Genomic DNA, 19,913 nt, shown 5'->3' with positions numbered 1-19,913 from the left:
CCCGATGAGCCGCCGCCGCCCCACGCACACCGCCCGCCCGGAACGCTCCGGAGTAGCCCGATGAGCCGACGACCGCCCGCGCACGCCGCCCGCCCGGAGCGCCCGGGAGTACCCCGATGAGCCGACGCCGCCCCGCGCACACCGCCCGCCCGGAACGCTCCGGAGTGCCCCGATGAGCCGCCGCCGCCCCGCGCACGCCGCCCGCCCGGAACGCTCCGGAGTACCCCGATGAGCCGACGCCGACCCACGCACTCCGACCGCCCGGGAGCGTTTCGATGACCCCGTCGGCCCCGTTGATCCGGCACCGACCCCTGCATATCGCGGCCGCTCTGCTCGCCGTCGGCTCCCTCCTCGTCACCTTCCGTACCGGCGTCGAGGAGGGGACCGTCGCGCTGGCCTTCGGGGCGCTGGTCGCCGTGGGGGAGCTGATGAGCGGGCCCGGGCTGCGGGAGGCCGCGCCCCTGGGGGCCGCCGGGGGACTGTCGTACGCCCTGCTCGGCGAGCACGCCGGACACCCCGGCCACCACGGGGTCGCCCAGGTGGTGACGGTGGTCGCCACCGCCTCCCTGCTCGGCAGCGTGCCCCATCTCGCCCGCGGGCACGGCCCCGTCCTCGACCACCTCGTCCGCCGGGTCCTGGCCGTCGGTTTCGCCGCCGTCTGCTTCCAGCCCCTCTACAACAACGGCGCGTTCGACCGCTGGCGCGGCCCCCTCTACGCCCTCGTCCTGCTCGCCCTGCTCGTCCTGACCGTGCTGTGCGACGCCGTGATCGCCGCCGCCCTCGCCCACTCCCGCACCGGCTGGCCCTTCCCCCCGCTGCTCCGCGACGAACTGCGCGCGGTGCCCGGGATCGGCTCGGCGGTGTGCGCGACCGGCGCGGTGATGGCGCTCGCGGTCGCCGTCGTCGGCCTGTGGGCGCTGCCCGTGTTCTCGGTGCCGCTGCTGCTCACCCAGGTGTCCCTGCGCCGGTACGTTGCCGTCCGCGCCACCAACCGGCAGACCATCGTCTCCCTCGCCCGCGCCACCGAGATCGCCGGCTACACCCCGGCCGGGCACGCCCGCCGGGTCGCCGCCCTCAGCCAGGCCGTGGGCCGGGACCTGGGGCTGCCGGAGGCGGAACTGACGGTCCTGGAGTACGCGGCCCTCATGCACGACATCGGCCAGCTCAGCCTGGTCGACCCCGTCCCGGCGGGCGCCACCGCCGGCCTCCCCGCGGCCGAGCAGCGCCGGATCGCCCTGCTCGGCGGGGCCGTCGTCCGCCAGACGGGAGCGAGCGACCAGGTCGCGGCGGTCGTCGAGCGGCAGGCCGACCCCTACCCCGAGCAGCCGCCGGCCGCCCGCATAGTCCGGGTGGTCAACGCCTACGAGGAGAAGGTGCAGGGAACCGGCCCCGGCGGCCCCCTCACCGCCCTGGAGGAGCTGCGCCTCGGCACCGGCGGGGAGTACGCCCCGGAGGTCGTCGAGGCGCTGGCCAGGGTGCTCTCACGGGACTGTCTGACCCTGCCCAAGGGTGGGTAACCCATGGGTAATGAGCGCCCTCCCAGCCGTACGTGGTTGGATGCGAGGGAGAGAGTGTCCGGGGGCACTGGCCAGCCCACTGAACGGAACTGGCAGGCGGGAATCGTGAGGATCTTCGGCAAGGGACGGCACCGGCCCTCCGCCTCCTGGCGGCAGGCCACGGACCGCGCGTTCACGCTCATCGGCGACGGACGCTACGAGGACGCGGGCGCACTGCTGACACGTGCCGCCGATCTGGAGCCCTGGCTGTCGGAGTCCTGGTTCAACCTCGCCCTGCTGCACAAGTTCCGGCACGACTGGGAGCAGGCCCGCACCGCGGGGCTCCGCGCGGTCGCCCTGCTCGACCGGGAGACCGGCGCGCCCGACTGGTGGAACGTCGGCATCGCCGCCACCGCCCTGCAGGACTGGCCGCTGGCCCGCCGCGCCTGGCAGGCCTACGGGCTGCATGTGCCCGGCAGCGGCATCGGCTCCGGCGAGCCCGTCGGGATGGAACTGGGCAGCGCCGCCGTACGGCTGTCCCCCGAGGGGGAGGCCGAGGTGGTGTGGGGGCGGCGGCTCGACCCCGCCCGGATGGAGGTGCTGTCGATCCCGCTGCCGTCGTCCGGGCGGCGCTGGGGCGAGGTCGTGCTGCACGACGGCGTGCCGCACGGCGAGCGGACCACGGCGGCCGGGCACTCCTACCCCGTCTTCGACGAGATCGAGCTGTGGGCGCCGTCCCCCGTGCCGACCTGGGTGGTCCTGCTGGAGGCGGCGACGGAGGCCGACCGGGACGCGCTGGAGCAGCTGGCCGCCGATGCCGGGTTCGCGGCGGAGGACTGGTCGTCGTCGGTGCGGCTGCTGTGCCGGATGTGCTCGGAGTCGCGGATGCCGTCGGACGAGGGCGACGGGGAGCATCTCGATCCCCACGACCACAGTGAGCCGGGGCATCCGGGGCCGCTGGGGCATCGGACGGACGGGCAGTTGTGGGTGCCGGAGCGGGAGTGCGGGGTGGCTGCGCCGGCTGGGCTGGTGAGGGGGTTGTTGGACGGGTGGGTTGCCGACAGCCCGGATTCCAGGGATTGGCGGGATCTGGAAGAGGTGTGCTGAGGTCGTAGTTCCGCTGGGGGCCCGGTGGGGCTGGTCGCGCCCCGCGGCGGAGCCGCATGTCGAAACCGCCCCGCGCCCCTGGAGGGGCGCCCCACGTACCCTGTATCGAGCATTACCCCCCCCTTGTTTTTCTAGGAAGGCATACGTCGGTCATGGCGCAGCAGGACACCGATCAGCAGCACGCGGGCGTGCTCCCCGTGGACGACGAGGGCTTCGTCATCGATATCGAGGGGGCGGAGGAGCGGGAGCAGGCCTACCGTGAGCGCGGGACCTCGCGGCCCATCACGGTCGTCGGGAACCCGGTGCTGCACAAGGAGTGCAAGGACGTCACCGTGTTCGACGACGAGCTGCTGAAGCTGGTCGACGACATGTTCGCCTCGCAGCGCACCGCCGAGGGCGTGGGCCTGGCCGCCAACCAGATCGGCGTGGACCTGAAGGTCTTCGTCTACGACTGCCCCGACGACGAGGGCGCCCGGCACGTCGGGGTCGTCTGCAACCCCAAGCTGGTCGAACTGCCCGCCGAGGAGCGCCGGCTGGACGACAGCAACGAGGGCTGCCTGTCCGTGCCCACCGCGTACGCGCCGCTCGCCCGGCCCGACTACGCCGAGGTGACCGGGCAGGACGAGAAGGGCAATCCGATCAAGGTGCGCGGCACCGGGTACTTCGCCCGGTGTTTGCAGCACGAGACCGATCATCTGTACGGGTACCTCTACATCGACCGGCTGTCCAAGCGCGAACGCAAGGACGCCCTGCGGCAGATGGCCGAGAACGAACCCCGCTATCCCGTGGTCGCCAACGACTGAACCACACCACCTTGTGAACGACGCCTGGCCCGGAACCTCCCGGCCAGGCGTCGTTCGTATGTCCGACGCACGTTCGATTGCTTATGCGCATCCGCTGATCCATTACCAGTCACCGTGGGGTGGAATCTCAGCGTGTTGAGGTAGTGAATGGAGCAAATCCGTTCCCAGAACGGTCAGTTGTAGTGCTGAATGGGAAGTGCGGGGATACGCAACGGCGCACGCCCGGCACAGCGGGAGGGGTGTGTGCCCACTGGCGGCTGAGAGGGGTTGTTCGTGCCAGCTTTCCCATACAGCACCACATACAGCACCACGGCGACGGTGGCCGCACCAACGGTTCCGCCCTCGCTCTCTCTTCCGGTCATCGAGTCTTCCTTTCCCCGGCATCTGCATCCGTATTGGCCCCGGTTGCAGGAGAAGACCCGCTCCTGGCTGCTGGAAAAAGGCCTCATGCCGGCGGACAAGGTCGCAGAATATGCCGACGGACTGTGCTACACGGATCTGATGGCGGGCTACTACCTCGGCGCCTCCGAGGAGGTTCTCCAGGCCATAGCCGACTACAGCGCATGGTTCTTCGTCTGGGACGACCGGCACGACCGCGACGCCGTCCACGGCCGCGCCGCGCAATGGCGTCGGCTCAGGTTCCGGTTGCACGCGGCCCTGGACGCCCCGGTGGCCCACCTGCGCCATCCCGACCCGCTGGTGGCCGGGCTCGCGGACAGCGCGGGCCGGCTGTTCGCGTTCCTCCCCGGCACCTGGAACGCGCGGTTCAGGCGCCACTTCCATACGGTGATCGACGCGTACGACCGGGAATTCCGCAATCGCCTCCAAGGGCGGATTCCCCCGGTCGAGGAATATCTCGCACTGCGTCGGCTCACCTTCGCGCACTGGATCTGGACCGACCTCCTGGAACTGAGCGCGGGCTGCGAACTCCCGGACACCGTGAGGAAACATCCCTCGTTTCGCCGGGCGGCCCTGCTGAGTCAGGAATTCGCCGCCTTGTACAACGACCTCTGCTCGCTCCCGAAAGAAATCGCGGGCGACGAGGTGCACAATCTCGGAATCAGTCTCATCACCCATGAGGGACTGACTCTCGAAGATGCGGTGGACGAAGTGAGGCGGCGCGTCGAGGAATGCATATCCGGATTCATCGACGTCGAGCGGGATGTCTTACGGCTGGCCGACCGGCTCGCCGACGGGACGGTCCGCGGAAAAGAACTCGGCGCCGCCGTACGGGCCTGCCTCGCGAATATGCGGAACTGGTTCAGTTCCGTCTACTGGTTCCACCACGAGTCCGGCCGGTACACGGTCGACAGCTGGGACGACCGGACCACGCCCCCGTACGTCAACAACGAAGCGGCAGGTGAGAAATGACCGTCGAATCGGTGCAGCCCGAGTCCTCCGGGACCACGGCACCGCAGGAGCCGCCCCTGGCCGGTGGCGGGGTCCCGCTCCTCGGCCACGGCTGGAAGCTGGCCCGCGGCCCGCTGGCCTTCCTCGAACAGCTCCGCGACCACGGTGACGTCGTCCGCCTCAGGCTCGGCCCCAAGACGCTGTACGCCGTCACCGCGCCCGAACTCACCGGGCAACTCGCCCTCAGCCCCGACTACATCATCTCCGGACCCCTGTGGGAGTCCCTGGAGGACCTGCTCGGCAAGGAGGGCGTGGCCACCGCCAACGGCCCGCTCCACCGCCGCCAGCGACGCACCATCCAGCCCGCGTTCCGGCTCGACGCCATCCCGGCCTACGGGCCGATCATGGAGGAGGAGGCGCACGCGCTCGTCGAGCGCTGGAGCCGAGGCGAGGTCCTCGACGCCACCGCCGAGGGCTTCCGGGTGTCCGTGCGCATCTCCGCCCGCTGTCTGATGCGCGGCACCTACATGGACAGCCGGTCCGAGCGCATCACCTCGGCGCTCGCCACCCTGTTCGCCGGTATGTACCAACGCATGGTGCTCCCCCTCGGCCCCCTTTATCGGGTACCGATTCCGGCCAACCGCGAATTCAACCGGGCACTGGCCGATCTCCACCGGCTCGTCGACGAGATCATCGCCGAGCGCCGGGCCTCCGGCCAAAAGCCCGACGATTTGCTGACGGCTTTGCTGGAGGCGACGGACGAGAATGGCGACCCGATCGGGGAACAGGAGATCCACGACCAGGTCGTCGCGATACTGACCCCGGGCAGCGAAACCGCCGGTTCCGTGGTCATGTCGCTGCTCCACGTCCTCACGGAGCATCCGGATCAAGTGGACAAGATCCGCGCCGAGGTGAAAAACGTTGTCGGTGACCGGCCGGTCGCATTCGGCGACGTCCGAAAGCTCCGACACACGGCCAATGTCGTCCTTGAGACCATGCGGCTGTATCCCGCCGTATGGATATTGACCCGGCGCGCGGTGACCGACACCGAGCTCGGCGGATACCGCATTCCCGCCGGTGCGGACATCGTGTACAGCCCGTACGCGGTCCAGCGCGATCCGCGTTCGTTCGAGCGGAACGAGGAGTTCGATCCCGACCGCTGGCTGCCCGGCCACTCGGCGGAGGTGCCGAAGTACGCCATGTCGCCGTTCGGGGTCGGCAACCGCAAGTGCCCGAGCGACCACTTCTCGATGGCCGAACTCACCCTGATCGCCGCGGTGGTGGCGCGCGCGTTCCGCTTCGAGCCCGCGCCCGGCTCCGACAACCGCACCCACATAGGCATCACGCTCCGGCCGCGCCGACTGCGGCTGAGGGCGCTGCCGGGGTGAGAGCGAGCGGGGGCCGACCGGGGGCCGCGGGCGGTCAGGCGACCGCCCGCGGCCCCCGGAAGGTCCGCCGATAGGCGTTCGGGGTGGTCCCCAGCGACCGTATGAACTGATGGCGCAGGGCGGCCGCCGTACCGAAACCGGTACGCCAGGCGATCGCGTCCATCGTCTCGTCCGTGGCCTCCAGCAGGTGCTGTGCGAGCAGCACCCGCTGCCGCAGCAGCCAGCGGTAGGGGGTGGTGCCCGTCTCCTGCTGGAAGCGGCGGGCGAAGGTGCGCGGCGCCATATGGGCGCGGGCCGCGAGCTGCTCGACCGTGACCTCCTGGTCGAGGTGCGCCTCCATCCAGACCAGCACCTCCCCGACCGTGTCGCACGAGGAGCGGGGCAGCGGCCGCTCGATGTACTGCGCCTGGCCGCCGTCCCGGTGCGGCGGGACGACCATCCGCCGGGCGATCCCGTTCGCGACCTCGGGTCCCTGCTCCTTGCGGACGATGTGCAGACAGGCGTCGATCCCGGCGGCCGTGCCGGCGGAGGTGATCACCGGGTCCTCGTCGACGTAGAGCACGTCCGGTTCGACGACCGTCCTCGGGAAGCGGCGGGCCAGGACCTCCGCGTGCCGCCAGTGCGCGGCGCAGCGCCGCCCGTCGAGCAGCCCCGCCGCGCCCAGCACGAACACCCCGGAGCAGACGCTGAGCACCCGCGTCCCGCGGTCCACGGCCCGGCGCAGGGCGGCGAGCAGCGCGGGCGGATAGTCCCGGTCGACGGCCGAGTCCGCCGCCGGTACGGCGATCAGATCGGCCTCCTCCAGCCGGTCGAGGTCGTACGGCGTGGAGACGGTGAGCCCGCCGACATGGGTGCCCAGCGAGGGGCCCTCCGCCGAGACCACGGCGAAGTCGTACACCGGCAACCCCTCGTCACTGCGGTCGAGGCCGAACACCTCGCAGACGACACCGAGCTCGAAGGGATGCACACCGTCGAGCAGGACCGCGGCCACGTTCTTCAGCATGCTGCCAGTGTGCACCCGCGGTGGCAGTAATTTGAAGGTGTACGGCAGTCCTGCCACTCCCGGTCAGGAGTGTCCGGCGCGACAGTGGTGTGCATGAACACGAACCAGATCGAAGGCCTCGTCGGAATGCTCCTGGTCCTGGGGATCCTCGTCCTCCTGGTCCTCCCGTCCGTGCTCGGCGTCGTGCGCGACCGGCGCGCCGACCGGCAGATCAGGGAGGCCCAGGAGGCCCGGGGCGAGCGGGAGGGTCAGAAGTCCTCGTCCAGGTCGACCGTGCCCTCCACCGCGACCTGGTACGCCGACGGGCGCCGCTCGAAGAAGTTGGTCAGCTCCTGAACGCCCTGGAGCTCCATGAAGGAGAACGGGTTCTCCGAGCCGTACACCGGGGCGAAGCCCAGCCGGGTGAGGCGCTGGTCGGCGACGCACTCCAGGTACTGCCGCATCGAGTCGGTGTTCATGCCCGGCAGTCCGTCGCCGCACAGGTCCCGCGCGAACTGCAGCTCCGCCTCGACGGCCTCCCGGAGCATGTTCGTGACCTCCTGCTGAAGCCGCTCGTCGAACAGCTCCGGCTCCTCCTTGCGGACCGTGTCGACCACGTCGAACGCGAAGCTCATGTGCATGGTCTCGTCCCGGAACACCCAGTTGGTGCCGGTGGCGAGACCGTGCAGCAGACCCCGGCTGCGGAACCAGTAGACGTACGCGAAGGCGCCGTAGAAGAACAGGCCCTCGATGCACGCGGCGAAGCAGATCAGGTTGAGCAGGAAGCGGCGGCGGTCGGCCTGCGACTCCAGACGGTCGATCTTCTCGACCTCGTTGATCCACTTGAAGCAGAACTCGGCCTTCTCGCGGATCGACGGGATGCTCTCGACCGCCGCGAAGGCGGCCGTCCGGTCGTCCGGGTCGGGCAGATAGGTGTCCAGCAGCGTCAGATAGAACTGGACGTGGACGGCCTCCTCGAAGAGCTGCCTGCTCAGATACAGGCGCGCCTCCGGGGAGTTGATGTGCTTGTACAGCGTCAGCACCAGGTTGTTCGCCACGATCGAGTCGCCCGTCGCGAAGAAGGCGACCAGCCGGCCGATCAGATGCTGCTCCATCGGGGACAGCTTGGCGAGGTCGGCGACGTCCGAGTGGAGGTCGACCTCCTCCACGGTCCAGGTGTTCTTGATGGCGTCCCGGTAGCGCTCGTAGAAGTCCGGGTAGCGCATGGGGCGCAGAGTCAGCTCGAAGCCGGGGTCGAGCAGGTTCTTGATGCTGGGCATTACTGGCAGGCCTCGCAGGACTCGGGGTTCTCAAGGGAGCAGGCGACGGCGTCGGGGTCGGCGGCCTGCTGCACGGGGATGGTGGTCGGGGTCTGCGCCTGGGCGGCGCGGGCGATGCGGGTCGCCGGGCGCGAGCGCAGGTAGTACGTCGTCTTCAGGCCCGACTTCCAGGCGTACGCGTACATCGAGGAGAGCTTGCCGATGGTCGGCGTCTCCAGGAACAGGTTCAGGGACTGGGACTGGTCCAGGTACGGGGTGCGGGCCGCGGCCATGTCGATCAGGCCGCGCTGCGGGATCTCCCACGCCGTCCGGTACAGGGCCCGTACGTCCGCCGGGATCCACGCGAAGTCCTGCACCGAGCCGTTGGACTCGCGCAGCGCCTCCCGGGTGCGCGCGTCCCACACGCCCAGCTCCTTGAGGTCCTGCACCAGGTACGAGTTGACCTGGAGGAACTCACCGGACAGCGTCTCGCGCTTGAACAGGTTGGACACCTGCGGCTCGATGCACTCGTACACACCGGCGATGGAGGCGATGGTGGCGGTCGGCGCGATGGCGAGCAGCAGGCTGTTGCGCAGGCCCGTCGTCGCGATCCGCTCGCGCAGCGCCGCCCAGCGCTCCGGCCAGGTGAACTCCACGCCGTAGTGGTCCGGGTGCAGCACACCCCGCGCGGTACGGGTCTTCTCCCAGGCCGGCAGCGGGCCGCTGCGCTCGGCGAGGTCGGCGGAGGCCTCGTACGCGGCGAGCATGATCCGCTCGGCGATCCGCGTCGACAGCGCACGCGCCTCGGCGGAGTCGAAGGTCAGCCGCAGCTTGAAGAAGACGTCCTGCAGACCCATCGCGCCCAGGCCCACCGGACGCCACTCGGCGTTGGACCGGCCCGCCTGCTCGGTCGGGTAGAAGTTGATGTCGACGACCCGGTCGAGGAAGGTGACGGCGGTGCGGACGGTGGCGTCCAGCCGCTCCCAGTCGAGGTCGCCGGCCGTCGTGTCGACGAACGCGCCGAGGTTCACCGACCCCAGGTTGCAGACCGCCGTCTCCCCGTCGTTCGTGACCTCCAGGATCTCCGTGCAGAGGTTGGAGGAGTGGACGACATGGCCCGGGAGCGCGGTCTGGTTGGCGGTGCGGTTGGCCGCGTCCTTGAAGGTCATCCAGCCGTTGCCGGTCTGCGCGAGGGTCCGCATCATCCGGCCGTACAGATCACGGGCCGGGATGGTCTTCTTCGCGAGCCCGGCCGCCTCCGCCTTGCGGTACGCGACGTCGAACTCCTCGCCCCACAGATCGACCAGCTCGGGCACGTCGGAGGGGGAGAACAGGCTCCACTGCCCGTCGGCGTTCACCCGGCGCATGAACTCGTCCGGGATCCAGTGCGCCAGGTTCAGGTTGTGCGTACGGCGGGCGTCCTCACCGGTGTTGTCGCGCAGCTCCAGGAACTCCTCGATGTCGGAGTGCCAGGTCTCCAGGTAGACCGCGGCCGCGCCCTTGCGTCGCCCGCCCTGGTTCACGGCGGCCACGGAGGCGTCCAGGGTCTTCAGGAACGGCACGATGCCGTTGGAGTGCCCGTTGGTGCCGCGGATGAGGGACCCGCGGGAACGGATCCTGCTGTACGACAGCCCGATGCCGCCGGCGTGCTTCGACAGCCGGGCGACCTGGTGGTAGCGGTCGTAGATCGAGTCCAGCTCGTCCAGCGGGGAGTCGAGGAGGTAGCACGACGACATCTGGGGGTGCCGGGTGCCGGAGTTGAAGAGGGTGGGGGAGGACGGCAGGTAGTCGAGCCGGCTCATGAGCCCGTAGAGCGCGGCGACCTCGTCCACGGAGCGGGCCGTGTCGTCCTCGGCGAGACCGCTCGCGACCCGCAGCAGGAAGTGCTGGGGCGTCTCCACGACCTTGCGGGTGTGCGGGTGCCGCAGGAGGTAACGGCTGTGGAGGGTACGGAGTCCGAAGTAGCCGAAGCGGTCGTCGGCGCCGGTGTCGACCAGCGCGTCCAGGCGGGCCGCGTGCAGCCGTACGAACTCGGCGGTGCGGTCGGCGACGAGCCCCTCGCGGTGGCCGACGGCCACGGACCCGGTGAAGGACGTGACCCCCTGGGAGGCGGCCTCCGCGGCGATGGAGACCGTCAGCAGCCGGGCGGCCAGCTTCGAGTAGGCGGGGTCCTCGGAGATCAGGCCGGCGGCCGCCTCCGTGGCCAGCTCGCGCAGCTCTGCGGTGACCTCGTCGAAGGCCCCCCGCGCCGACCGGCCGCGCAGCGCGGCGGCGGCGACCCGCCCGGGGTCGGCGTCGGGGAGGTCGGCGGTCAGCTCGGTCAGGGTCCGCAGCAGCGCGGCACCGGGACCGTCGAAGTCCGGCTGGATCGCTGAGGCCGGATCGGCTGGCGCGATGGTCACGTGGGGCTCTCCCTCGCTCGGCAGGGGGCCTTGCGGAGGGCAGCGGGCAGCACGCGAGCGCGCACGGCGTCGCGTCCACCGGCCCACTCCACGAGGCCCGGACGTCAGGGCACCCGGACCGGGACGGCCGGGCGCGCTGTCGGCAGGTCCTCGGACTGACGCTCGTGCACAGACATGCACAAGTACACCGTTGCGGGACAGTTCCGGATTCGCACCGGATTCCCCTGCGGCGACAACGAGCATGAGCATACATCTTGTGCTCACCTGTCACGCCACCCCCAGATGTTGTGTCGGGGTGGTGTCAGAGTGTCAACTCGTAGGTGAGGAGAGTGACGTCGTCCAGGTGCGGCACGGGATTCCAGTCCCGCTCGGGTGTACGGACGAAACCGAGCCGTTCGTAGATCCGGTGCGCGGTGTGCATGCTGCGCTGGCTCGACAGGACGACGGCCGTGCAACCCTCCGTGGCCCGCGCCCGGTCGAGACAGGCCCGCACGAGGGCCTCCCCGGCACCCCGGCCCCGCGCCTCGTGCGCGACGGCGAGCGCGCGGATCTCGGCCTCGCCGGGCCGCGCGATGTCGGCGACGGGGCCCGGCCCGGCGACGAAGGTGACCCCACCGAGGAGCCGTTCCCCCTCCACGGCCACGAGCACCTCCGCGGCGGCGGCCCGCGCGGCGACGTCCTTCAGCACCGGCAGATACGCGTCCCCCTCGCCGTAGTCGAGGAGGCCGTCCTGGAGGTAGGCCCGCGCGGTGATCTCACCCAGCGCCTCGTACTCACCGGGCTCCGCCCGCCGTATCACGATGTCCATGGCCCCGAGTCTGCCGGACCGCCACCTCCGGAAACCTCCCGTTTTCCCGGCGGGGACGCCCGGGTTGCGGGGTGGGGCGGGAGTGATTCCATGGAAGGAGGTGCCGGTGTCCCGCGGGTCCTCTCGTTCCGAGAACACGACAGGAACGCGCAAGGAGAAGGCACCATGACGAGGGTCGTCCGGCACCCGCCCGGCAAGGAGCGACCGCGTGACGCGCCGATGGCGACACTGGACCTGCGACGTGCGGGCAACCGGGTCGGACACGGCCTCGTGGGCCGCTGGCACACCCTGACGATCCGTCTGGAGGCCCGGCGCGGCGCCACCCGCCCCAAGAAGTGGCACCGATGGGTCTCCTACGCCAACATCACCAGAGCGATCTGGCTGGTCGCCGCGCTGACCATGCTCGCCTGGATCGTCGAGGGCCTGGTCATCCTCATCACCCACCAGACGAACTCCTTCGAGAACTGGCGGCAGCACAACGCGGGCTTCGAGACCGTCTTCAAGTTCGTCGGTCCGATCCTCGCCGCCTCCATCGCCGCCGCGCTCTTCCTGTTCTGGTGGTACCGCTGGACCAAACGGCGTTATCTCGCCAAGGCGCTGCGCGACCCCCGCAAACTGGTGCCCACCGCCGGCCCCGACACCTCCGAGATCGTGGGCCGGGACGAGATCGCCCAGGTCATCGCCGAGCGGCTGCGGGAGCGCGACACCCGACGGCCCTATCTGCTGGTCGGCGGCGTCGGCGCCGGCAAGACCGCCGTCCTCGTACGGCTCACCGAACTCCTGGCCCACCAGAACGCCGTACCGGTGCCGATCCGGCTGCGGGACGCGGCCGACGGAGCCGATCTGAACTTCGAACGCCTGGCCAGGCGGCGGTTCTCCGACGAGGCGCCCAAGGGCATCCTGGCGCGGACCAAGACCGACCGGGTCTGGCAGCAGCTCCTCGCCGACGACAAGCCGGTCGTCCTCGCCGACGGTCTGGAGGAGGCCCTTCTCGACGACGGCCGTCAGCAGAGCCGGGACAACGTCATCCGCCGGGCCATCGAACGCGCCCACGAGGAGAAGCTGCCCCTGGTCATCGCCTCCCGGCCGCACAGCCCGCTGGAGAACACCTCCGCAGCGATCGTCGAACTGGAGCCGCTCGGCGAGGAGGCGGCCGTGCGCTTCGTCGAGGCGGGCGTGCCCGAGACCGACGAGCGCCTGCTGGACCGGATCGTGGAGACGGCGGAGGTGACCGAGTCACCGATCTACCTCCAGATCGCCCGCGAACTCCACCGGCGGGGAGCGCTGGACCCCGACGGCCAGGACCGCGCCCCCCACCATCTGAACACCCGCGGCGGCGACCGGGCCGGCCTGCGGCTGTGGCTGCTGGAGAGCTGGGCCGAGGCGCTGTGCGAGGGGAAGCTGCGCGAGGACGTCGCGCTGGCCCCGCAGGAGCGCCGCGACACCCTCGAGGTGGTCTCGGCCCTGGCCTGTGTCGGACTGCTCCAGGACGAACTGGAGGTCGGCTTCGCGGAACTCCTCGACCCGGAGGTCCTCCACCCCCGTCCGGCCCGACGCGCCCGGGCCCGCGCGGAACACCTGTGGGTCGGCCGGGGGTTCGACCACTACGGCAAGCACGGCAACGTCCTCTCCGACTGGCACCGGCAGCGCATCTGGGACGCGCTGTGCGAGCGGCTCGGCGAGGAGGAACGCCGACGGCTGCGCGAGGGCACCATGGACCAGTGCCACGCCGGTCTCGCCCGTCTCGCGGCCCAGGCGGGCAGGCTCAAGCTGGTGGAGGGCTCCGAACGCAAGGTCCGCTTCCCGCACAGCATCCTCCAGGCCTACCTCGGCCACCGCCTGCTGGAACAGCTGGGCGAGCGGGGCGCCGGTGAACTGGTCGAAGAGGCGCTGCAGCCGCCCGGCCCCAGCCGGGAACTGCTCATCGCCCTGGTGCTGCTGTCCCGTGTGCGGGAGGCGGGGCCGCCGGCCCCGGGCAGCGGGATCCGGGCCGGCGTGCGCAGGGGCATCGCCGAGCGGGTCCGGCAGTCGCCCGTCGGGGGCCGTCCGCCGGCCCAACGGCTGTGCGACGCCGCGAGCCGACGCACGGACGATCCGAAGGCCCTCGACCTGTACGCCGCGGCCCTGGAGATCGAGAGCGCCGAGGCCGATCCCCGACGGCTGGGCGCCATCGCGGCCGCGGTGCGCGAGCGCTGGCCCGCCATCAAGGGGGACCGGCGCACCCTGAGGGACGCCAAGCGCAGGGTGCTCAAGCAATTCGGCGCCGCGCTGCGCAAGGTGTCCGACCGGGTTGACACCACCCCGCTGTACTGGGAGCTCTTCCGGCTCGGTGTCGAGGAGCCCTCCTACTCGATCCGCCTGGCCGTCGCCCAGGAGGTCGGCGCCGGCGGGAACGCCGCGTTCGCCGTGATCCGCGAGCGGGTCGGTCTGAACAGCGACCCCGTGCGGGAGTACGCGGACCGGCTCGAGAAGCTGAAGGCCCGGAAGCGGCGGGAGTACGAGACCTGGGCCGCGGACATGGGGCGGGCGAGGTCGGCCCCCTCGCGCTCGGGCGCCGGATCGACCGAGCGCGTCCGTCGGCTGCAGCGGGAGCGGAAGGAGCTGAACCGGCGTTACCGCGAGCAACGGGTCGCCCTCTTCCGGGAGTTCGTGATGCGGGCCTGGACGGTCCCGATGCTCCTCGGCTCCGTCGACGAGGCGCACCGGGACGAGGGGCGTGAACGCCTCGCCAAGTGGCTGCGTCACCTCGACCCGAACTTCACCGGCGGCGCCCCCGATCTGCCGCTCGCCCTGGAGGCCGCACTGGCCCAGGGCTTCAAGTACGCGGCCAACAGGCGGCACCGGTATCCGGAGACCTGCCCCGGAGGGCGCGCCGATCTGATCCGGCAGGCGGAGACCGTACTGCAGCAGTCCCGGTGCTGGTACGCGCAGCTCAGCCTGCTGCACGCACTGTGCCTGTGGGAGCTGGAGGACGGCGCCGACGGCCGGGGCGGCGCCACCGCCGTACAGACCGTGCAGCGCTGGCTGTCGATGGCCGGGACGGTGAACGCGGCGCCGGGCCGCACCGACGCGTCCGGCGCGACGCCCCGGCGGTGTCTGCATCCGTTCGTCGCCGAAGCCGGCGACCTGGTGGCCCTGGCCCTGGAGACCGGGCAGCCCGAGCGGTTCCTGTGGATCGACGAGAAGGGCGTCGCCGACAACATCGGGGCCCGCACCGACACCTGCGGGGGCCACCGCAGACACAGCCTGTGGATTCCGCCGTCGGTCGGCTGGAGCACTCTCGACCCACGCGCCCAGCGGCTCGTCGCCGACGTCCTCGTCATGCTGAACCTCATCGACCGCGACGGGCACCCGGACGAGGTCGAGGAACGCCTGGCCCGGGCGGAGCAGCCCGGTGTGCCGCTGCCGCCGTGCATCCGTACGAACCGGGAGCCGCTGCGGCCCGGGCTGCGGATCGGGACGTCCGCCCCGCCGGAACCGGGGACGACCTGTCTGCCCGACTGCACGTTCCAGCTCTGCCCCTACCCGCCGCGCGGCTGGCTGCCCCGCGGCGAGATCCGTGAGCCGTTCTGCCGGCAGCAGCAGGCGCTGCTGCCGGGGCGGGTGCGGCGCTGGCTGCCGCGGGGGCTGCGCCGGAAGACGCCGCACTGGGTGGGGATGCGGGTGCGGGAGCTGGATCGGTTCTGGGCTGCGATGGCTCGGCGGACCCGGGAGTAGGCCGACAGCGGGCCGCCGAGGGTGGAATTTCTCGGTGGCCCGCTGCGGGTGGTGGGGGGCTGGTCGCGCCCGCGCGGCGGAGCCGCACAGTGAGACGGCCCCGCGCCCCTTGGGTGGTTTCAGTGAGCGGAACCCGCAGTCGCCGGCGGCAGTTCCACCTGCACTCCCGGGTCGCCCGCGTCCGCCGTGTAGTCCTCCGGCCTGGTCTCGTCGATGCCCTCGGGGGCCTTCGCGGCCTTCAGGACGAGCGTCAGGACCACCGTCACCACCACGTTCAGGACGAACGCCGTGAGGCCGATGTAGCCGATCTCGCCGATGCCGGGGATCTCCTTGGCCGAGCCGCCGAAGTGCTTCTGGGTGGGGGAGGCGACCCCGTACGCGGCGACCGTGCCGTAGAGCATGCCGACCGCCCAGCCGGTGAGCAGGGCCCAGCGGTGGAACCAGCGGGTGAACAGGCCGCCGACCAGGGCCGGGAAGGTCTGCAGGATCCAGATGCCGCCCAGCAGCTGGAAGTTGATGGCGACCGTCTTGTCCATGGTGAGGACGAAGACCAGGGCGCCGACCTTCACCAGGAGCGAGACCAGCTTGGAGACCTTGGTCTCCTGGGCGGGTGTCGCGTCCGGGTTGATGAAGTCCTTGTAGATGTTGCGGGTGAACAGGTTCGCGGCCGCGATCGACATGATGGCCGCCGGGACGAGCGCGCCGATGCCGATCGCCGCGAACGCCACCCCCGCGAACCACGCCGGGAACATGTCCTCGAACAGCTGCGGGATCGCGAGCTGGCCGTTGGTGACCTTGACGCCGGCCGCGATCGCCATGAAGCCCAGCAGGGCCAGCAGACCGAGCATCAGGGAGTACAGCGGCAGGATCGTGGTGTTGCGGCGGATCACGTCACGGCTCTTGGAGGACAGGGTCGCGGTGATCGAGTGCGGGTACATGAAGAGGGCGAGGGCGGAGCCGAGGGCGAGCGTGGCGTAGGTCCACTGGCCCGGTTCCGCCGGGGCCAGGGCGCCGCGCGGCTTGCCCGTCGCCGGGTTGGTCTGGCTGAACGCCTCGCCGGCCTTGGCGAAGATGTCGTCGAAGCCGCCCAGCTTGATCGGGATGTAGATGATCGCCACCGTGATGACGATGTAGATCAGCGTGTCCTTCACGAACGCGATCAGCGCGGGGGCGCGCAGACCCGAGGAGTAGGTGTACGCCGCGAGCACGCCGAAGGCGATCAGCAGGGGCAGGTCCTTCACGAACCAGTTGGTGTTCTCGCCGCCGCCGACGCCCATCACGTCGAGCACCGCCTGGATGCCGACGAGCTGGAGCGCGATGTACGGCATCGTCGCCAGGATGCCGGTCAGCGCCACCGCGAGCGAGAGGCCCTTGGAGCCCCACCGGCCGCGCACGAAGTCCGAGGTCGTCACGTATCCGTGCTTGTGGGAGACCGACCACAGGCGCGGCAGGAACGTGAAGATCAGGGGGTAGACCAGGATCGTGTAGGGGACGGCGAAGAAGCCGGCCGCACCCGCCGCGTAGATCGCCGCCGGGACGGCGACGAAGGTGTACGCCGTGTACAGGTCGCCGCCGAGCAGGAACCAGGTGATCCAGGTGCCGAACGACCGGCCGCCCAGGCCCCATTCGTCGAGGCTGTGCTCGTTCTCGGCCCGGCGCCAGCGGGCGGCCAGGAAGCCCATGACCGTGACGGCCAGGAAGAAGAGGATGAAGACGGCGAGGGCCACGCCGTTCACGCCGTCCTTCACTTCTCCGCACCCCCGTCCTGTGCCTCGCCGCGGGCGCCGCGGGCGCGCTGGTCACGCTGCCACAGCTGGTACGCGACCATCGTGAGCGCGGTCGAGATCAGCACCCACAGCATCTGGTACCAGTAGAAGAAGGGGATCCCGATGAACCTCGGATCCACCTTCGCGTAGGAACCCACCCAGAGCATCGCCACGAACGGCGCCAACAGACAGAGGGCGATGACGACGCGTACGGGCGTCACCACCGGCCCTCCGGTCACTTGCGGGGTGTCTGACATCAGCGGCTCTCCGTCCCCTCACTGATCGCCTTGATCACAGATGTAATGCGCAGGCAATGTAAGTGACGGATAAGCCCAGTGGAAGACCCTCCACAGACTCTCTACTCGGCGGGCCGCTTCAGGCGCGCCACGAACTTGTAGCGGTCCCCCCGGTACACCGACCGTACCCACTCCACCGGCTGCCCCTCCTTGTCCAGCGAGTGCCGGGACAGCATCAGCATCGGCAGCCCGACGTCGGTGCCGAGCAGGCCGGCCTCGCGCGGGGTGGCCAGGGAGGTCTCGATGGTCTCCTCGGCCTCGGCGAGATGGACGTCGTAGACCTCGGCCAGCGCGGTGTACAGGGAGGTGTACTTGACCAGCGAGCGGCGCAGGGCCGGGAAGCGCTTGGCGCTCAGATGGCTGGTCTCGATGGCCATCGGCTCACCGTTGGCCATGCGCAGCCGCTCGACGCGCAGCACCCGGCTGCCTGCGGTGATGTCCAGCAGCCCGGCGAGGGTGTCGTCGGCGGTGACGTAGCCGACGTCCAGCAGCTGCGAGGTGGGTTCGAGGCCCTGGGCGCGCATGTCCTCGGTGTAGGAGGTGAGTTGCAGCGCCTGGGAGACCTTCGGCTTGGCGACGAACGTGCCCTTGCCCTGGATGCGCTCCAGGCGCCCCTCGACGACCAGCTCCTGCAGGGCCTGGCGGACGGTGGTGCGCGAGGTGTCGAACTCGGCCGCCAGGGTCCGCTCGGGCGGGACGGGGGTGCCCGGCGCCTGGGTCTCCGTCATGTCGAGCAGGTGCTTCTTCAGGCGGTAGTACTTGGGCACGCGCGCGGTACGGACGGTCGCCCCACCCTCGTTCTCCGCACTGCTGACGTCGGTGGTCATGGCCTGCCTTCCCGGCTCCCGGAGCCGAAGGGCCGACACACCGTCGGCCGCGGCTTCACATCGTGGCACGGTGGCGGCGTGGATCGCCCCGCCGTTCCGTGATCCCCTCTGTATACCGTCGCACCCTTCTCTGGTCTAGTCCAGAACGGCAAGTGGTCTACCGGACCGCGGCCCTCCGGCGTCGATGTTTTCGACGGCTTCTTACTTAAAGGTTCCTGCATATCTAGAACCCATAACGGCTGGTCAAAGCAGTTTCGGCCACCCTTGACAGGCGAAATGGTCTGCGCCAAGCTCACCGCACTGGTCTACACCATTGGTCCAGGTCCCGGCATGTGGGCGGGGGGTGTGGGCATCCCTGAGGAGGGTGGCGTGAAGCGCAAGCTGATAGCCGCGATCGGTATCGCGGGCATGATGGTCTCCATCGCGGCGTGCGGCGGCGACAAGGACAGCGGGGACTCGAAGGGTTCCGACGCCAAGGAACTGACGGTCTGGCTGACCGTCGACGCCCAGAACAACTGGCCCGCCCTGGTCAAGGCGGCCGACGCGGCGGTGCTGAAGAAGCACCCGGGCGTCAAGATCAACCACGAGTACTACGGCTGGCCCGACAAGAACGCCAAGCTCGACGCGGTCCTCGCCACCGACAAGGCCCCCGACGTGGTCGAGATGGGCAACACCGAGATGCTCGGCTACATGGTCAAGGGCGCCTTCGCCCCCCTCGACGCCGCCCAGTTCGACAACTCCTCCGCCTGGCTCGACGGCCTCAAGGCCTCCGTCACCTACAACGGCAAGACCTACGGCGTCCCGTACTACGCCGGCGGCCGCGTCGCCAACTGGCGCAAGGACCTCTTCGCCTCGGTGGGCGTGAAGTCCGCCCCGAAGACCTACGCCGAGCTGACCGCCGCCCTCGACAAGGTCCAGAAGAAGGAGGGCGACAAGTTCTCCGCCTGGTACCAGCCCACCCGCGACTGGTACGCGGCCATGTCCTTCGTCTACGACGCCGGCGGCTCCATCGCCGTGGAGTCGGGCGGCAAGTGGAAGGCCAACCTGTCCTCGCCGGAGTCCGTCAAGGGCCTCAACGAGTTCAAGGACGTCGTCGACAAGTACATGCACGGCGACAAGACCAAGGACGAGTCCGACCGGTACATCGTCTACGGCCAGGGCAAGTCCGGCATGATCTTCGCCCCCGCCTGGGAGGGCGCGACCGCCGCGGCCAAGGAGAACGACAAGACCGGCAAGCTCGCCGGCAACGTCGAGAACTTCGTGATGCCCGGCCCGTCCGGCAAGAACCTCCCGGTCTTCCTCGGCGGCTCCGACCTCGCCGTCCCGGTCAAGTCCGACGCCCAGGCACTCGCCGCCGAGTGGATCAACGCCTTCACCGGTCCCTCCGGCCAGAAGGGCCTGATGGCCAAGGGCAACCTGCCCAACAACAAGACCGACCTCGCCACCCTCAAGAACGACCCGGCGACGGCCGTCCCGGCCACCGCGGCCGAGTCCAACTGGTTCGTCCCGATGGCCCCCGGCTGGGGCCAGGTCGAGAAGGCCCAGGTCCTGCAGAACATGCTGCAGTCCATCGGCACCGGCAAGAAGAGCGTCGAGGACGCCGCGAAGGAAGCGGACGCCGCGATCGACAAGGTCATCAACAACTCGTGACCTGAGGGCGGCGCCCAGCTCACGAGCCGGGCGCCGCCTCCCGTACGACCCGTACGGGGCTT

15 protein-coding genes and 1 riboswitch are annotated in these 19,913 nt (G+C 70.4%); of the genes, 8 read left to right on the top strand and 7 right to left on the bottom strand.

The window, feature by feature from the left end; genetic code table 11:
- Positions 1–275 precede the first annotated feature (275 nt).
- The 5 genes from ABZ464_RS08540 to ABZ464_RS08520 all read left to right on the top strand — a co-directional run bounded on the left by ABZ464_RS08540 (position 276) and on the right by ABZ464_RS08520 (position 6,144).
- A complete protein-coding gene (locus tag ABZ464_RS08540) occupies positions 276–1,517 on the top strand; it encodes an HD domain-containing protein (protein WP_359272776.1) in 1,242 nt (413 codons plus the stop codon).
- A gap of 105 nt (positions 1,518–1,622) precedes the next feature.
- Positions 1,623–2,603, top strand: a complete 981-nt coding sequence (locus ABZ464_RS08535) for a hypothetical protein (protein WP_067248086.1) — start codon at positions 1,623–1,625, stop codon at positions 2,601–2,603.
- 152 nt (positions 2,604–2,755) lie between these two features.
- Positions 2,756–3,406: a peptide deformylase gene (gene def, locus ABZ464_RS08530; RefSeq protein ID WP_359272773.1), complete on the top strand. Its 651-nt coding sequence runs from the start codon at positions 2,756–2,758 to the stop codon at positions 3,404–3,406.
- 273 nt (positions 3,407–3,679) lie between these two features.
- Entirely contained in the window at positions 3,680–4,777 is a 1,098-nt protein-coding gene (cyc1, locus tag ABZ464_RS08525) for an epi-isozizaene synthase (RefSeq protein WP_359273015.1), read from the top strand.
- On the top strand, positions 4,774–6,144 hold the full coding sequence (locus ABZ464_RS08520) for a cytochrome P450 (RefSeq protein ID WP_359272770.1): 1,371 nt from the start codon (positions 4,774–4,776) through the stop codon (positions 6,142–6,144). The genes cyc1 and ABZ464_RS08520 overlap by 4 nt, the downstream gene beginning before the upstream one ends.
- Positions 6,145–6,178: 34 nt before the next feature.
- Here ABZ464_RS08520 and ABZ464_RS08515 read toward each other — a convergent pair whose 3' ends face one another.
- Positions 6,179–7,147: a helix-turn-helix domain-containing protein gene (locus ABZ464_RS08515; RefSeq protein WP_359272768.1), complete on the bottom strand. Its 969-nt coding sequence runs from the start codon at positions 7,145–7,147 to the stop codon at positions 6,179–6,181.
- Between the two features lie 93 nt (positions 7,148–7,240).
- Here ABZ464_RS08515 and ABZ464_RS08510 point away from each other — a divergent pair, with 93 nt between their 5' ends.
- Positions 7,241–7,483, top strand: a complete 243-nt coding sequence (locus ABZ464_RS08510; protein WP_208117147.1) for a hypothetical protein — start codon at positions 7,241–7,243, stop codon at positions 7,481–7,483.
- On the opposite strand, the gene ABZ464_RS08505 is transcribed toward ABZ464_RS08510, so the two are convergent.
- The 3 genes from ABZ464_RS08505 to ABZ464_RS08495 form a co-directional block, all read right to left on the bottom strand.
- Positions 7,396–8,406: a ribonucleotide-diphosphate reductase subunit beta gene (locus ABZ464_RS08505; protein WP_359272765.1), complete on the bottom strand. Its 1,011-nt coding sequence runs from the start codon at positions 8,404–8,406 to the stop codon at positions 7,396–7,398. The genes ABZ464_RS08510 and ABZ464_RS08505 overlap by 88 nt on opposite strands.
- Positions 8,406–10,787 (bottom strand): ribonucleoside-diphosphate reductase subunit alpha, encoded by a 2,382-nt coding sequence (locus ABZ464_RS08500; RefSeq protein WP_359272763.1) that lies wholly within the window; start codon positions 10,785–10,787, stop codon positions 8,406–8,408. Before ABZ464_RS08500 ends, ABZ464_RS08505 begins: the two co-directional genes overlap by 1 nt.
- A gap of 123 nt (positions 10,788–10,910) precedes the next feature.
- Positions 10,911–11,043: riboswitch (cobalamin riboswitch) on the bottom strand.
- A 45-nt stretch (positions 11,044–11,088) separates the two neighbouring features.
- Positions 11,089–11,595 (bottom strand): GNAT family N-acetyltransferase, encoded by a 507-nt coding sequence (locus ABZ464_RS08495; RefSeq protein ID WP_359272760.1) that lies wholly within the window; start codon positions 11,593–11,595, stop codon positions 11,089–11,091.
- Positions 11,596–11,760: 165 nt separating this feature from the next.
- Here ABZ464_RS08495 and ABZ464_RS08490 point away from each other — a divergent pair, with 165 nt between their 5' ends.
- Complete coding sequence (locus tag ABZ464_RS08490) at positions 11,761–15,312, top strand: ATP-binding protein (protein ID WP_359272757.1); 3,552 nt, start codon at positions 11,761–11,763, stop codon at positions 15,310–15,312.
- Between the two features lie 119 nt (positions 15,313–15,431).
- Here ABZ464_RS08490 and mctP read toward each other — a convergent pair whose 3' ends face one another.
- From mctP to ABZ464_RS08475, 3 genes are all read right to left on the bottom strand, one after another.
- Entirely contained in the window at positions 15,432–17,060 is a 1,629-nt protein-coding gene (gene mctP / locus ABZ464_RS08485; RefSeq protein ID WP_359272755.1) for a monocarboxylate uptake permease MctP, read from the bottom strand.
- The gene (locus ABZ464_RS08480) at positions 17,057–17,335 is read right to left on the bottom strand and encodes a DUF3311 domain-containing protein (RefSeq protein WP_359272753.1); all 279 of its coding nucleotides are present in this window, start codon (positions 17,333–17,335) and stop codon (positions 17,057–17,059) included. The genes mctP and ABZ464_RS08480 overlap by 4 nt, the downstream gene beginning before the upstream one ends.
- A 101-nt stretch (positions 17,336–17,436) precedes the next feature.
- Positions 17,437–18,201 (bottom strand): GntR family transcriptional regulator, encoded by a 765-nt coding sequence (locus ABZ464_RS08475; protein ID WP_359272750.1) that lies wholly within the window; start codon positions 18,199–18,201, stop codon positions 17,437–17,439.
- A 369-nt stretch (positions 18,202–18,570) separates the two neighbouring features.
- Between ABZ464_RS08475 and ABZ464_RS08470 the strand changes: the two genes are divergently transcribed.
- A complete protein-coding gene (locus ABZ464_RS08470) occupies positions 18,571–19,851 on the top strand; it encodes an extracellular solute-binding protein (RefSeq protein WP_359272748.1) in 1,281 nt (426 codons plus the stop codon).
- Positions 19,852–19,913 lie beyond the last annotated feature (62 nt).

This window comes from Streptomyces sp. NPDC005820, from assembly GCF_040630255.1.
Lineage (GTDB): Bacteria > Actinomycetota > Actinomycetes > Streptomycetales > Streptomycetaceae > Streptomyces.
The sequence above is the reverse complement of the archived record's forward strand: the minus strand, read 5'-3'. Positions and strand labels throughout refer to the sequence as shown.